This window comes from Microcoleus sp. CAWBG27 (assembly GCF_020883145.1).
Classification (GTDB): domain Bacteria; phylum Cyanobacteriota; class Cyanobacteriia; order Cyanobacteriales; family Microcoleaceae; genus Microcoleus.
In genome coordinates this window covers 87,317-102,568 of record NZ_JAHREU010000004.1, presented here as the reverse complement: position 1 = coordinate 102,568, position 15,252 = coordinate 87,317, and the positions used below count along the sequence as shown (strand labels likewise).

12 protein-coding genes are annotated in these 15,252 nt (G+C 44.7%); 8 read left to right on the top strand and 4 right to left on the bottom strand.

The window, feature by feature from the left end:
- Nucleotides 1-114: 114 nt before the first annotated feature.
- Complete coding sequence (locus QZ938_RS03865; protein ID WP_293349449.1) at nt 115-1,350, bottom strand: GUN4 domain-containing protein; 1,236 nt, start codon at nt 1,348-1,350, stop codon at nt 115-117.
- Nucleotides 1,351-1,748: 398 nt separating this feature from the next.
- Here QZ938_RS03865 and QZ938_RS03860 point away from each other — a divergent pair, with 398 nt between their 5' ends.
- Nucleotides 1,749-2,444 carry a hypothetical protein gene (locus QZ938_RS03860; protein WP_293349446.1) on the top strand — a complete coding sequence of 232 codons (696 nt, stop codon included), beginning with the start codon at nt 1,749-1,751 and terminating at the stop codon, nt 2,442-2,444.
- Between the two features lie 18 nt (nt 2,445-2,462).
- Here QZ938_RS03860 and QZ938_RS03855 read toward each other — a convergent pair whose 3' ends face one another.
- Entirely contained in the window at nt 2,463-2,807 is a 345-nt protein-coding gene (locus tag QZ938_RS03855) for a hypothetical protein (RefSeq protein WP_293349443.1), read from the bottom strand.
- Nucleotides 2,808-2,991: 184 nt separating this feature from the next.
- Between QZ938_RS03855 and QZ938_RS03850 the strand changes: the two genes are divergently transcribed.
- The 4 genes from QZ938_RS03850 to QZ938_RS03835 all read left to right on the top strand — a co-directional run bounded on the left by QZ938_RS03850 (nt 2,992) and on the right by QZ938_RS03835 (nt 7,130).
- Nucleotides 2,992-3,318: a DUF433 domain-containing protein gene (locus QZ938_RS03850; protein ID WP_293349440.1), complete on the top strand. Its 327-nt coding sequence runs from the start codon at nt 2,992-2,994 to the stop codon at nt 3,316-3,318.
- A gap of 209 nt (nt 3,319-3,527) precedes the next feature.
- A complete protein-coding gene (locus QZ938_RS03845) occupies nt 3,528-6,074 on the top strand; it encodes a protein-arginine deiminase family protein (RefSeq protein ID WP_293349437.1) in 2,547 nt (848 codons plus the stop codon).
- Between the two features lie 176 nt (nt 6,075-6,250).
- Nucleotides 6,251-6,511, top strand: a complete 261-nt coding sequence (locus tag QZ938_RS03840; protein ID WP_293147073.1) for a hypothetical protein — start codon at nt 6,251-6,253, stop codon at nt 6,509-6,511.
- 295 nt (nt 6,512-6,806) lie between these two features.
- The gene (locus QZ938_RS03835; RefSeq protein ID WP_293147075.1) at nt 6,807-7,130 is read left to right on the top strand and encodes a DUF433 domain-containing protein; all 324 of its coding nucleotides are present in this window, start codon (nt 6,807-6,809) and stop codon (nt 7,128-7,130) included.
- Here the strand turns inward: QZ938_RS03835 and QZ938_RS03830 are convergent.
- Complete coding sequence (locus tag QZ938_RS03830; RefSeq protein WP_293147077.1) at nt 7,104-7,313, bottom strand: hypothetical protein; 210 nt, start codon at nt 7,311-7,313, stop codon at nt 7,104-7,106. The genes QZ938_RS03835 and QZ938_RS03830 overlap by 27 nt on opposite strands.
- Before the next feature lie 130 nt (nt 7,314-7,443).
- Complete coding sequence (locus tag QZ938_RS03825) at nt 7,444-8,640, bottom strand: transposase (RefSeq protein WP_293147079.1); 1,197 nt, start codon at nt 8,638-8,640, stop codon at nt 7,444-7,446.
- A gap of 159 nt (nt 8,641-8,799) precedes the next feature.
- On the opposite strand from QZ938_RS03825, the gene QZ938_RS03820 reads away from it, so the two are divergent.
- The 3 genes from QZ938_RS03820 to QZ938_RS03810 all read left to right on the top strand — a co-directional run bounded on the left by QZ938_RS03820 (nt 8,800) and on the right by QZ938_RS03810 (nt 15,076).
- Nucleotides 8,800-9,891, top strand: a complete 1,092-nt coding sequence (locus tag QZ938_RS03820; protein WP_293349434.1) for a hypothetical protein — start codon at nt 8,800-8,802, stop codon at nt 9,889-9,891.
- Between the two features lie 85 nt (nt 9,892-9,976).
- Nucleotides 9,977-12,952 carry an L-glutamate gamma-semialdehyde dehydrogenase gene (gene pruA, locus QZ938_RS03815; RefSeq protein ID WP_293349431.1) on the top strand — a complete coding sequence of 992 codons (2,976 nt, stop codon included), beginning with the start codon at nt 9,977-9,979 and terminating at the stop codon, nt 12,950-12,952.
- Nucleotides 12,953-13,402: 450 nt separating this feature from the next.
- Complete coding sequence (locus tag QZ938_RS03810) at nt 13,403-15,076, top strand: glycosyltransferase family 39 protein (protein ID WP_293349428.1); 1,674 nt, start codon at nt 13,403-13,405, stop codon at nt 15,074-15,076.
- Nucleotides 15,077-15,252 lie beyond the last annotated feature (176 nt).

Genomic DNA, 15,252 nt, shown 5'->3' with positions numbered 1-15,252 from the left:
GCCAATGTACATGATATAATTCCCCAGTGCCAGGTATCGAAAAGTCACAGACGCATGACTTATTGGATTTTGCCTATCTGACAATTATTAATAAAAAATTGAAGCTTTTATAGGTTATAATTTACAAGTCTCTATATGAGAGAAAAATGCACCCATTCTGTCGCCCACCACTCCCCCTTCTGACGGATTTGTAGCCGCCGGCAGGTGAGCTTCTGGTGCATTAGTATTAAAAGTAAATTGGGAAGACCCAAGCCATCCTACTTCTTCTTTCTTCTTCCAGCCGAGAGCCTCGCTAAAAGCTATCCATACTTTTGGATTTCCATCTAACTCTTTGGTGCCACCAAAACGTTGAAAAATGCGCTTTTGCACAGAAAAGCCGAAACGTCCATTACTGTATTTTACCCAAAGTTGATCCATCGCCCGTAAATCTGGACACGAAAAGTTTTCGATATCTTCCAGTTTTAGCGAATCTTCTCGTTGTCTTCCCGCCAGATATAACATTTTATTAGTAGTTTCCCGATCTGCTTCTTTCCACTGCCCAGATTCCAATAACTGATCCAGTTTCGTATAGTCTGCTTTAACAATCGGTTGATTTACCAAATCCGACTTTTTTTCCTGTTTTGTAGAGTCTGCTTTAGGAGAGGGTAGAACTACCAAATCCGACTTTTTTTCCTGTTTTGTAGAGTCTGCTTTAGTAATGGGTTGATTTTCCCAAGATTGATTTGCCAGATAAGTTTTAATCGGAATTCCCCTCGGAACTTCATCTTTCAACAAACCGTGAACTGCAACCACTTTACCGCTAGCATCTAAAACAGGCGCACCACTTATGCCAACAGAAACTTGAGCTGTATAGTTAATGCCATATCCCTCCGTCAACACAACATTAATCCTCGATACTGAACCTTCCAAAAATTCTGGCGCTAAATCTTCATTTTTAACAACAGGAAAACCAGAAATATAGATTTTATGTCCTAATTTTAGCTCGTTAGAATCACCAAAATTGACACTCGGATAAGGACAATTTTCCCCGGCAGACTTAAATGTCACCACGGCTAAATCGTAAGTAGGACTTGTTTGAATGCTGTCAGTTGTATGACTTTGTTTATCCTGATCAGTTTGCAGTTTCAAACTATAGCCTTTAACCACATGACCGGCCGTGAGAACAGTGCAAACTCCCTTTTTTCCCGGTACAATAAAGCCAGTACCGTGTCCGGCTTGATTTTCGTAGTAAATCAGCACGAGGCTCTTGTTAACTGTTTCAGCAATTTCTTGAGATGACTTCGGCTGGGAGCAACTTGTTAAGGAGAGTCCCATGAGGGTGAAAATTAGCCAGCATGAGCGCAATTTCATGAATTTTGCTGAGAGTTTTAGAGAATAAGGGAGTAAATGAATAATTTCTACAACAGTGATGTGTTGTTTTCTAGGTAGGAGATTAACATGAAAGTATACCATTTTTTTGCGATCGTAGCTACGGGTAAGGAGATGGGAGCGATCGCACGTAACAAGTTAAGATTAAAAGCCTCTCGATATCTCGCTGGTAGCCAAGTCTAGATCCCCCTAAATCCCCCTTAAGAAGGGGGACTTTGACTGCACTCTTGTCCCCCCCCTTCTTAAGGGGGGCTAGGGGGGATCTAGATTTTGTGGACTCACTGATATTTAAATATAATAAAATCCTAAAGAATTAATCGAACTGCAAAAATTGTACTAACCTTGGATATAAAGTCAATTAAATTCAAAAATTTTCAACTATGTCAGATCAACCTTTTAACATCCGCCAACTAAATGGCCTAGACTATGACGAAGCAGAACCGCTCCTGGATGATTATCAGGAAACGCTAATCGAGCTATTTGTCAATTCTCCCGAAGGAGAAGAATACTGTAAAACTTATCCAGACGTTGGATCTTGGATCTCGCACCTTATTTATTACGGTTTCGGCTATGAAGGTTGTACGCTACCTTCCATGAAAGCGGCAGATGTGGAAACTATAATCGAAGACTTATTTCCCAGGAAAGTGACTTTGCTTTCGCCGGAAGATAGTGAAAATGCTATCCCAGAATTATTGGCTTTCTGGCATTTTTTGAAACGAGAATTTAAACTGCAAAATGCCACTTCAATTATCAAATACCTGCGGGATATTGAGCCGGAATTTCAGGAAATTATGCAAGATTCCTCTAGATTCGGAATTGCCAAATCCTTTGTAACGATGGGTCATAAAGCAGGGTTTGACATGACTACGGAGGAAGGTCTAAAACAATTTCAGGAGATATATAATGCTGAGATTGCCCCTACGCTTGCAGCTAAAAACTCCGATATGTTTGGATGGTCAAGCCCACCGATAAGTGGTAGTGGTTTCCATCCCTCTAAAGTAAGTAAAGAAAAGCAAAAAAAAGCAAAAAAAATGGCGGCTGAATCGAGAAAACGCAACCGTACTAAGAAAAAATAAGGGTTTAGCAAGTATCTACTACTTCCTGATTCTATTTCTCGCAGCCCTAGCCATGTTGCTCGCCACTTCCCGCCCGCGAAACTTCCAAACTAACAAATAACATATCAACTGAAATCCGAATATCCCTAACACGATCGCACTTTCTTCCGGTGACATGGTGGTTCGATCGAACTTGCCACTATTCGGACTCGCTGGGATGTTATTTTTAGTTACATCATCCGTTTGCAGCTTCAAACTAAGTTCTGCGATCGCATTACTATGTTTCAATGTGCGATCGATTTCTGGAAATGACTGCGGTTGTCCGCAGCTTGTTAATGATAATCCAAGAAGGATAAAAATTAATAAGTAACAGCGCAATTTCATGGTTTTCACCTTGCTGTCAGCGAAAAAGAGAATAAATCAATATAGGGCTTACTCGCGGAGTTCAGAAACCGGGTTTTTCGGAAATACTTCGTACTCAGCCACAGATTCGCTGAACAACCCGGTTTCTAGACCCTGACGCGATGAATGCTCTATAATTTAAATAATATCAAATCCGATCGCACTTATGACTATACAAGAATTAGAAACTCAAGTCTTAACCTTAAATCCGGTTGATAAAGCTAAACTCATCAGCATCCTAACTCAAACTTTAACCAACGGTTCTCTAGGCATCAAAAAAACTCCTGGTGTGTGCGGCGGCGATGCTTGTATCGGCAATACTCGCATACCAGTTTGGTCGTTAGTAAATTATCGCACTCTAGGTGCAAATGATGGGCAAATTTTGCAAGACTTTCCTCATTTGAGTGCCGCAGATATAGTCAATGCTTGGGCTTATGCTGATGCTTACCCAGAGGAAATTGAAGCAGCAATAGTTAGAAATGAAGCAGCATAAAACATGGCGCAATTACCCATAACAGAAATTACCGACTCCGACAAAGAAACCGGGTTTTTTACCTAATCTGTCGGTAGCAACAAAGTATTTTCGCGAAAAACCCGGTTTCTGAGCCCCATGCTAAGTCCTATTTGCCCAAACCCACCCTAAAATCTTACTAAATGCACCAATATTAGGTAAAATCATTTGGGTGTCTGTGGATAAACTATATGCGTTTGGTTAAATATATTGCGATCGCCATTATCAATGCTTTCGGTGTCGTCATCGGGATTATCTGGGTTGCCATCCCTACGACAGTGGCTCAACCTACTCTAAACTACAAACTCGCACTCTCCCCGCAACAGCCCGACGGCGATACTCCGCAATCCCTACCGGAACTTTACAAATTGCGCGATCGCCTCAAGGTACAATTAGATAAACTTGCCCAAACTCCCGACAGCAGTCTGTTTTCTCCCGAATATTGGCAACCAGATAGCCCCCGCCACCAATCCGAAACTCTCACGAAGCAACTCCAAAACCTTCAAAATCAGATTGAAATAGAAAAACAAGCCAAAAATAACTGGGATGAAGCTGCTAGATTGGCTTCCCAAGCCGTCGTTATTGGACGCACTTCTAAAGCAGATCCCGCTACTTGGGAACAGTCGCAACGCTTTTGGCAATTGGCTATCAATAACCTTCGACTCATTCCCCACGGTTCTTTGTTGGCTGAACGGGCGATCGACAAAACCATCGAATATCAAGGAAACCTCACTCTCGCTACCTACGAATGGCAAGTAGCACGTTCTACACAGAAAATTAGAGCCGAGGAAGAACAGGTAAGAGAAATCGCTCGAAAAGAACAAGAGAAAATAGAATTTGCTCGCCGCGAAATAGAGAGACAAGAACAAGAGAAAAAAGAACTCGCCCGCAGAGAAATAGAACAACAAGAATTTGCAAGGCAAGAATTAGTCCGCAAAGAACAAGAAAAACAAGAACTTGCCCGCCAAGCAAAAGAAAGGGAAGAATTAGCACTAAAAGAACTCACAAGACAAGAATTAGAAAAGCAAGAACTCGCCCTCAAAGAACAACAAAGACAACAATTAGAACTCAATCAACAACCAACTCCTCAACCAACTTCCGAGTCAACCGCAACACCAACTCCAGAATCAACCGCAACCGCAACTCCAGCCCCAGTTACGCCCGCAACCTCACTCACCAACTTCTTCTTTGCCGGAGATACTAATAGAGACGGCAAAATTAATCAACTAGACGAAGCCGAAAAAGATAAATGGTCATTGTCCCGCGGCGCGCTCATTGTGTACAACGATCGCAATAACGAGCGCCGCAGCAAAATACCGACTTGGCAAGAAACCAAGGTTAGCGTCCCTCGCCGCGCAGCAATGCTTTCTCAAGTTAACTTAATCCTGTCGGACAACTTCAAAGATTCTCAATTATTTATCACCGCTGATACCATTGGCAGCCCTCACATCAGCGTTTTTCAGAAAACTGCCGGCGGCTGGCTACCTGTAGATATATCCGGTACTAAACCCATAATTTTCAGCACCAATATTGTTTTAGGAGTGGAAGCCAAACAATTTGCCGATCGCAATTGGAACGGCACTGTTAATCTCAAAGCAACTGCCGAAAATAACGGTCAACAAATCGCCGCCGCGACCATCCAAATGGGCGTTAGTCCTTGGATGATAGCACCAAATACAGCACCAGTAACAGAAGTTCAGGTCAGCGATCGAGGCTCGGCTAACAGTGAATTCATCTCCCAACTCAAACAAGCTGTAGAACCCACGGGCGCTCAAGTAAAAATCATCCAGGGCGATAATGCTTGGATGCAAGACAGTCAGAAAAATGGCTACGTTCAAGTTCCAGAAAAATCGGATACGCGTCAAGTTAATGTCGCGATTAAAAGCCCTAGCAATCCAGCGCTCGACAAGCCGGCTAAGTCAAATCAAGAGCGGGATTTGAGAGTATTTAAAATTGGCAAACCTCGCTCTTTAGACCCTGTGAATCAGTGGTCTGATGGATACGGAAATTTGCAGGTGACGCCGCCGATTCCCGGACACCCAATGGGTCGAGTTTATTACGGAAATTCGGGGAATGCTGGTTTTAATCCTGAGGTACTTGATTTTATTCAAGCTCAAAGAATTCAAGGCCCAGCGGTGGATATTGATACTTCTTGGCTTTTGACTCGCCAAGTCGATGAAATTATCAATTTTATTCCCAGTACAACTCCCGGAAAATATATAATGGCGATCGCCAGTCCAGAAGCCGGAGTTAAGTTATTGGAAGAATTGGCCCAAAAAGGGTACGGTGATGTGACAATCAATCGCGGCTTGAGCACTGAAACTACAGTCAGCGCTGCCTTGAACAATCCTGCTTTAATTCAACACAACCTCAAGCTGCAAAAGCAGAAACTCAATCCGATTTTAGAGAAGTTGAAAAGAGAGTTTGCCCTCGCAGACGACCAAATCGTTCAGGTTCCAGCGATGTTTGGCTACAGCGGTTATGCTTGGTGGCCGAATATGGTCAATTCGGTGCCTGTTAACGGTAAGTTGTTAGTCTCCAATCCGCGCGGGGCAATGATTGATGGTTTAGATTACACTCAAGAAAGATTGCGCCAATTGCTGCTTCCTGCTGGCGTTAGCGTGAGTTTTCTGGATGATAGGTATTATCAAGAATTGAAAGGAAACGTGCAGTCGGCGACGAATACTGTGAGGAAGCCAGAACCTATTCCTTTTTGGCAATCTTTGCCTAATAATTAGTAATTGGGAATCAGGAATCGGGAATCGTAATTTTGTAGGGGCTAGTTCACCAACAATACTCGCCTGTAACGAACAATCTCGTAAACCCGCCCCCACCCAACCGTAAATCTCAATATCCCCCATAAACTTGCCTCCCTATGCTAATATTTAGGGAAACTATGCTAGGAGTTTAAGAGATGGCTACCCTGCAAATAGAAAATATACCAGAGGAATTGTATACAAGGCTGCAAGAGTTGGCCGATGCTCAAAACCGCTCGATTAGTGCATTTACGATCGCCATTTTAGAAGCCGAGTTGTCAACAAAGAAAAAACCTCTTTCAGAACAACGTAAAAAATCTGTAACAGAACTATTGGCCGAAATCAGCCGCCGTCGCGAGTCTCGTCCGGCAAATATGGGGATGATATTAGATAGTACCGCTTTAATTAGCTACAAGTGATATTGTTTCCGGTTGTATGGAAATGATTTAACCGCAGAGAGCGCAGAGGACACAGAGAGAGATATAGAGAGCTTAATAATTCCTATGCAACCGAATTTGATATGAAAGTAGGGTGCGTCGTTGCGATAATCCCGGTAATTTACGACAATATATGAGCGACGCACCTACCGCGATTTTTTAGTTCACTTGCCCTCGACTTCGTTGGTAGAGTTAGAGGTCAAAAAAAAGCGGTTGAAACCGCCCGATCGCTATAATATACATACGACATTCTCAGCAGCCAAACCCGCGCTCAACTATGACACTAAAAGAATTAGAACCGCAACTCCTTTCCCTGACTCCGCCTGAGAAAGCTCAAGCAATACAGATATTAGCTCAAAGTTTAGCCAACACCTGGCAGGGCATTGAAAAAACTCCCGGTACTGTTGGCGGTAATGCCAGGATTGCAGGAACTAGAATTTCTGTTTGGGGATTGGTAGAGTCTCGCCGATTAGGTGCAACTGACGCTCAACTTTTAGAAGATTATCCGCATCTTAGTGCTAGCGATTTGAAAAATGCTTGGGCTTATGCTGAGGCATTTCATGACGAAATTGAATCAGCAATTAAGTTGAACGATATATAGCAGTTGACAGTTGACAGTTGACAGTTGACAGTTATAGAGTAGGGGAATCAAACCGTTGATGCTAGAAGGATAGTCGGTTTTATTGATGAGTTTATTTCTGTCAATACCGATGTGGTGGTTGCTATAGATACAGGTTTTAAAAGTTGGTAAATTTGCGATCGCCCCAGCCGACAAATTTCTCATAAAATTGGCTTGTAGTGAGGACTTCAGTCCTAAGTGCGAAGGGGACGCTCGCGCCCTCAGCATCATTCGACCATCACCGGATTTAATATAAATTGACACTCCCCGGCGTGAACGCGCGGGGATTCTTGGTTCAACCAGTCGGCTTGCCCGTTGATGTCACCACCAACGAGTAGAGGTCGGTCTGTCCCCAAGCGTTAATTCCGGTGTGCCCCACCGTATTTAAACTAATTCCTGCACGGGCTTTCAATCCTTTAGCCAAAATATTCAAAGCTGCATTGTGGTCGCGGTCTAACACCGTACCACACAGGCAAATATGAGTTCTGACTGATACCGATTTCTGAACGCGATTGCCGCAACTTGAACAATCTTGGGAAGTGTAATGAGGAGCTACAGCAACTACTGTTTTACCGTATACTTTCCCAAAATATTGCAACCATTGGGCAAACTGTGACCACGCTGCGTCGCTAATTCCCAACGCAAGTTTATGGTTTTTCACCATATTTCTTACCTGAAGGTCTTCGTAGGCTACGAAATCGTTAGATTTCACTACGCACAACGCTGTTTTAATGGCGAAGTCTTTACGCTGCCTACTAACTTTTAAGTGTTTTCTGCCTAATTTATTGATAGCTTTCTTACGATTGCCCGAACCTTTCTTTTTTCGAGAAACTCGTTTCTGCAACCGCTTCAAAGCTTTTTCACTTTTGCGAAGATGTCGAGGATTTGGAACTATTTCCCCGGTACTATCGGTGTAGAAATGGTTCAACCCCACATCTATGCCAATCGTTTTCCCCGTAGGAACTATTTCTTCTGTTCGCTCTACATTAATACAAAACTGAGCGTAGTAACCGTCAGCGCGACGAATTACTCTGACTCGCTTAATTTCCTTGGGCGCATAGAATTGCAAGTCTCGACTACCAAGCAATCTGAAGGTTCCAGCAGCAAAGCCGTCCGTGAAAGTCAGACATCTTTTATCGACCGAAAGTGCCCATCCTGATGTTTTGTATTCTACGGAACGAGTGTGTTTTTTGAATTGTGGGTATCCTTTTTTTCCTGGTTTTGACGCTTTGCAATTAGAGAAGAAACGTTGAATAGCAAAAATGGCACGTTCCGCTGAAGCTTGACGTGCCATTGAGTTAAGTTTTCGGGCCCATTCAAACTCTTTTGCCATAATGGCGCATTGTTTGTAGAGATCGATTAACTTAACTCCCTGATTGTCGATCCAGTATCTGAGAGCTTGGTTTCGGACAAATTGAGCTGTGCGGATCATTTCGTCTATGACCCGGTATTGCTGTGGCTTGCCTTTTAACTTGAACTCTAGTACAATCATGGGATAATTCTATCACATTTACGAGCAGGTGTTGCTACAAATTGACTATTTCAAGAATCTTTACACTCGAATTAAATCCGTCCTATAAGGACGGGGCTTTAGACCCAGCTTTTTGGTAAGATTGTCTAAAAGCAGTATTTGTACAAAAAATTTAGTCCCATGAGTAACGAACAGGAAAAAAATCAAATTTTGACTCAGCAACCGGAAACAATTGCTACTGACAGCGATGAGTTCGCGAATACTGTCATTACCAATCCCCATACAACTTCCGAACCCCCAGAAACTCCTACAGAAAATCTCCCCAGTGACAATGTTTTAACAGCAACTTCCGAACCCCCAGAAACTTCCGACGAAAATCTCCCCAGTGAAAATGTTTTAACAGCAACTTCCGAGCCCCCAGAAACTTCCGACGAAAATCTCCCCAGTGAAAATGTTTTAGCAGCAACTTCCGAACTCCCAGAAACTTCCGATGAAATTGCCGCACCCGAAAATATTTCAACGGCAATGGACGAAACAGAAACAATTCCAATCACCGCCGAAAATGCGCCGGAAACCAGTCAAAATATCGGTGATTTACCTATCACAAATTACACCGCAAACTCCGATCGCAAATCAACTCCAATCTGGCAAATATTGGCAATTTTTCTGAGCGGAATGTTAGTCGGTTCCACGATCAGTCTCGGCAGTTTGGTCGCGTGGAGAATGTATCAAGAAAGAGCGAACCTTCAAATCAGATTGCCTTCGGACGTACCCTTGCCTGAAAGCCCTCCCCCTGTTCCAGCAGCGCGCGCCAACCGCCTGCCCGGTGTCCCCCCCGCACCCCAGCAGACACTGCCCGCCACGATCGCACCTTCGCCGACTCCGACTCAAGTACCATCGCTGTCTGGGGTTCCGCAACTTGCTTCCGCCTCGCCATCACCTTCTCCTGCTGCATCTCCCGCTGCCCTGGAAACCCCTGTAACTGAGCGAGTTAGCTTTCCAGCGGGTGCTATCGGAACGACTCTCAGCAATAGCTTGCCAGCCAACAAATCGAAGCGCTACTTGCTAGAATGCAATAGCGGCCAAAGCATGACAGTAAAGGTTCAAGAAGGTCAAGTTAGTGCAGATATTATTGCTCCTAACGGTGAAAAAGTAGGTACTGTTGATAGCACAGGTCAGTGGCAAGGTCAACTAGCCAGCAGCGGCGATTATACTATTGAAATTTCGGGCGATCGCCAAGCAAACTACGGAGTGAAAATTGAAGTCAAATAGCCAGTATAATTTTATCAGGGGGTAGTTGCAAAATACATCAACCCGCCCTGGTTGCCAATTACCCATTACCAATTACTAATTACCAATGGTCGCACAAGTATCTCCAAGCATCTACGAAGCAAAGACTCAGGAAATTGCTAAAGAAATCCTTAAGGCAACTCAAGACAAAAAGCGATCGTTTTTCGGTCAACTGCAAGACCAAATGCGCTGGGACGACAAGCTGATGGATTGGGCAATGGCCAGCCCCGGACTGCGGGTGCAATTGTTTCGATTTATTGACTGTTTGCCCGCCCTCCGCAGCAAGCCGGAAATTGCCCGCCACTTGCAAGAATACCTGACTGTGGAAGAGGTAGAATTGCCGGAAGCTTTGAAAAAATTGCTCAGCTTTGCTAACGCTGATTCTGTCCCCGGCCAATTGGCTGCGACGACGGTTGCGCCTGCTGTAGAAACTTTGGCGCACAAGTATATTTCTGGGGAAAATATCAAGCAGGTAATTAAAACCTTAGAACGGCTTCGCAAAGATAAAATGGGTTTTACAGTTGACCTTTTGGGGGAAGCTGTGATTACTGAAACTGAGGCCGAAGTTTATCTTAACCGCTATTTGGAATTGATGGCGGAATTGAGCAATGCAGCTAAGAATTGGTCGCAGGTAGATGCCATCGACAAAGCTGACGGCGAAACTCTGCCGCGAGTGCAAGTATCTGTCAAGTTAACGGCTTTTTATTCTCAGTTTGACCCGCTGGATGCGAAAGGCAGCGAGGAGAAAGTTAGCGAAAGAATTCGCCTGTTATTGCGGCGCGCGCAGGAGTTGGGGGCGGCTGTTCATTTCGATATGGAACAGTACGCCTACAAGAGTTTAACTCTCAGTATTCTCAAAGACTTATTGTTAGAGGAAGAGTTTCGCAGCCGCACGGATATTGGTATCACATTGCAAGCATATTTGCGCGACAGCAAACAAGATTTGCAAGGCATTATTGCTTGGGCAAAAAAACGCGGAAATCCGGTAACGGTGCGTGTGGTGAAAGGCGCTTACTGGGATCAGGAAACAATTAAGGCGATGCAGAAGGATTGGCCGCAGCCTGTCTACAATGACAAAGTTGCTACGGATGCAAATTTTGAGCAGATGACTCAGTTATTGCTGGAAAATCACGAATATTTGTATGCTGCGATCGCAAGTCATAACGTCCGATCGCAAGCCCGGGCGATCGCAATTGCCGAGACTCTCAATATACCGCGCCGCCGCTTTGAGATGCAAGTGCTCTACGGCATGGGCGACAAACTGGCTAAGCTTTTGGTCGATCGCGGTTATCGCGTCCGAGTATACTGTCCCTACGGCGATTTGCTCCCAGGTATGGCTTATTTGATCCGCCGTTTGCTGGAAAATACCGCCAACAGTTCGTTTATCCGGCAAAGTTCCGAAGAAATGCCGATCGAACAATTATTAGCCGCACCAGTCGCTAATGGCAATGACCAGATAGCTTACAGCAAAGTTTTCCCCAACGTCGCCGATACCGACTACGCCAATACCAAACTGCGGCAACAAGCAGAAGCAGCCATCAAATCTGTGCGGGCTAGCTTAGGTAAAACATATTTGCCGCTAATCGACGGCGAATACCAAAACACCGAAACAACAGTTAACTCCCTCAACCCTTCCAATCCCGCAGAAGTAGTCGGAAAAATCGGATTGCTGTCTGAAGAACAAGCCAAACAAGCCCTAGAAGCAGCCAAAGCAGCCTCCACAAGTTGGCGCAAAACCCCCGTCCGCCAGCGCGCCGGAGTCCTCCGTAAAGCAGCAGAATTGATGGAACAACGGCGCCACGAACTGTCAGCTTGGATGGTGTTTGAAGTGGGCAAACCAGTCAGAGAATGCGATGTCGAAGTCTCCGAAGCCATTGATTTTTGTCGCTACTACGCCGACGAAATGGAACGGTTGGAACAAGGGCAAAATTACGACATACCAGGAGAAACTAACCGCTACAGCTATCAACCGCGCGGCATTTCTCTGATTATTTCCCCTTGGAATTTCCCGCTAGCAATTCCCGTCGGAATGACAGTTGCATCGCTAGTTGCAGGTAACTGTACCTTACTAAAACCTGCGGAATTTTCCACAGTAATTGCTGCAAAGATAGCGGAAATTTTGCTAGAAGCTGGAATTCCCAAAGGCGTTTTTCAATACGTACCGTGCAAAGGTTCAACCGTCGGCGCTTACATGGTAAAACATCCCGACGTTCACATGATTACCTTCACCGGTTCTCAGGAAGTTGGCTGTCAGATTTATGCCCAAGCTGCGATTTTGCAACCAGGACAAAAACACCTGAAGCGAGTAATTGCAGAAATGGGCGGCAAGAATGCAATTATTGTCGATGAAAGTGCGGATTTAGACCAAGCAGTTGCTGGCGTAGTTTATTCTGCCTTTGGATACAGCGGCCAAAAATGTTCCGCTTGTTCGCGAGTGATTGTGGTCGAGTCGGTGTACGATACTTTTGTGCAAAGATTGGTAGAAGCCGCGCGATCGCTCAATGTCGGCCCAGCCGAAAATCCCGGCACTCAAGTCGGCCCTGTCATCGACGCTACGGCGCAGTCGCGCATCCGCGAATACATCGAAAAAGGTCGCGCTGAAGCTAAGATAGCCTTAGAAATGGCCGCGCCGGAAACAGGCTATTTTGTCGGCCCAGTGATTGTGACGGAAGTTGCGCCGACTGCAACTCTCGCCCAGGAAGAAATTTTCGGCCCAGTTTTGTCGGTGATTCGGGCTCGTAATTTCGATGAGGCGATCGCAATTGCTAACGGTACAAATTTCGCTTTAACTGGCGGATTGTATTCTCGCACACCTTCGCATATCGATCGCGCCCAAGCCGATTTTGAAGTCGGAAACCTGTACATCAATCGCGGAACCACCGGCGCTGTGGTATCGCGCCAACCCTTCGGAGGATTCAAACTTTCGGGAGTTGGTTCCAAAGCCGGCGGCCCGGATTATTTGCTACAATTCCTCGAACCTCGCACTATAACTGAAAATATTCAGCGGCAAGGTTTTGCACCGATTGAAGGAGTAGACGATTAATCATTCTTTGGTTTGTAGTGAGGACTTCAGTCCTTTCAATCAGGTTCGTAGTAAGGACTTCAGTCCTCTCTCTGACTATTAAGAAGGAAAGAAGGACTAAAGTCCTCACTACAAACCGTGTTGTCCTTTCAATCAGGTTCGTAGTAAGGACTTCAGTCCTCTCTCTGACTATTAAGAAGGAAAGAAGGACTAAAGTCCTCACTACGAACCGTGTTGTCCTTTCAATCAGGTTCGTAGTAAGGACTTCAGTCCTCTCTCTGACTATTAAGAAGGAAAGAAGGACTAAAGTCCTCACTACAAACCGTGTTGTCCTTTCAATCAGGTTCGTAGTAAGGACTTCAGTCCTCTCTCTGACTATTAAGAAGGAAAGAAGGACTAAAGTCCTCACTACAAACCGTGTTGTCTGTAGCGTGACATCACAAAACTTCTGCGAGATTAGCTAGTAAAAAAATGGAATCTACTAAAAATCGCGATCGACTAAATTCTCACAACCCTCCACTTGAGAAGTGGTTGCGATTTTTAATTATAGCCGTATTAGCGATCGGCATTTTATTTCGGTTCGCAAATCTCGATCGCAAATTCTACTGGATCGACGAAAACTATACTTCCTTAAGAGTTTCCGGCTACACCGAAGCGGAAATTATCAAACAAATTTCATACCAGAAAATAACTTCGCCCTCAGATTTACAAAAATACCAGCAGATAAATTCCCAAAAAACTTTAAGCAATACCCTAAATTCCTTAGCAACCGAAGACCCCCAACACCCGCCACTCTATTACATACTAGCGCGATTTTGGGCGCAATGGTTCGGCAGTTCTGTGACAGCAATGAGAAGTTTGCCCGCCGTCATTAGCTTGCTAGTATTTCCCGCCATTTATTGGCTGGCTTGGGAGTTATTTGAATCCTCTGCTGTGGCTTGGATGGCGATCGCAATTTTCGCCATTTCTCCCTACCACATCCTGTTTGCCCAAGAAGCCAGACAGTACAGTTTGTGGGCATTAACTACTATTTTATCCAGTGCAGCCTTATTGCGAGCAATGCGCCCGGATGTCAATCAAAATCCAATGTTGCTGATTTCTCACTGGACACTATACGCAGTCACAGCAGCAATGGGATTGTACACCCACTTGTTATTTATCTGGGTAGCCGCAGCCCACACAATCTACGTCGCAGTTATTGCCAACTGGCGCGATGTTAAAACATTTATTGCCTATTATGCAGCCGCAATGGTCGCCTTAATTGGCTTCATGCCTTCCCTCGTAAATACTGTCGAAAAGTTCAATCAAGTTAGAAGTACCACAGTATGGGCAGAACAGACAAATCTCTTCAGATTAGTCAGCAGGTGGGTGGGCGCCGTCTGCATAGGATTTTTTGATATTGGCACTGATGGGACTGCCAACGCCACACAACTAGCCTTGGTAATTCCCGTTGGCATCATGATTCTAGCTTTAGTCGGCTATTCCCTTTATTTTCTATGCCGGCAAACACCAAAACGGGTTTGGTTGTTGATATTATTGTTAATTGCCACAACTGCCTTATTTTTGGCAGTGCCGGATATACTTAAAGGCGGGAGGCGATCGGCAAATCCGCGATATTTAGTTCCTTGTTATGTGGGAATTCAGCTAGCCGTTGCTTACCTGCTGTCTGCGAAAATTAGCAACAATTTTGATAACTTAAAACCGCAAAGACTGTGGAAAATAGTTATAGTTGCACTGTTTTGTGCTGGCATCATCTCCGGTGGAGTTAGTTCTCAAGCTGATAGTTGGTGGAATAAAGGCAGCGGCTGGCTGCGTGCCGAAATAGAAGTCGCAGCGACTGTCAATCAAGCCAGCAATCCCCTCATCATCAGCGATGCGAACATAGCATACATCATGCCTTTAAGTTATCGCCTGCAACCAAAAGTCAAACTGCTAATCGAACCGCGCTGTTACACTTCTTGCTACGCAAATCGAGAGTTGGCAAGGAAAAAACCAGAACCTCCGAAAATTCCCAGCGGTTTGGGCGAGTTGTTTTTATACAGGCCTTCCTCAAATTTGCGATCGGCAATTGGGCAACAAAACTATCAAATAGATCCGGTGGGCGGTAATGGCGAACTCAATCTGTGGAAAATTACCAAAAAATAATTTATAGCGGTTCTCAAAAAAGTGAGGTACGTTGTTGGGCTTTAGCCCTCTTATATTTATTATATAGTAAGCGAGGTCGCATAAAAAACTCCATTTATAGTCATACCTCATCTTTCTGATAAAGGCTATAAAAACATTAACGAATCAAAATCTAGTTTCCCGGCAAATACTGCCCA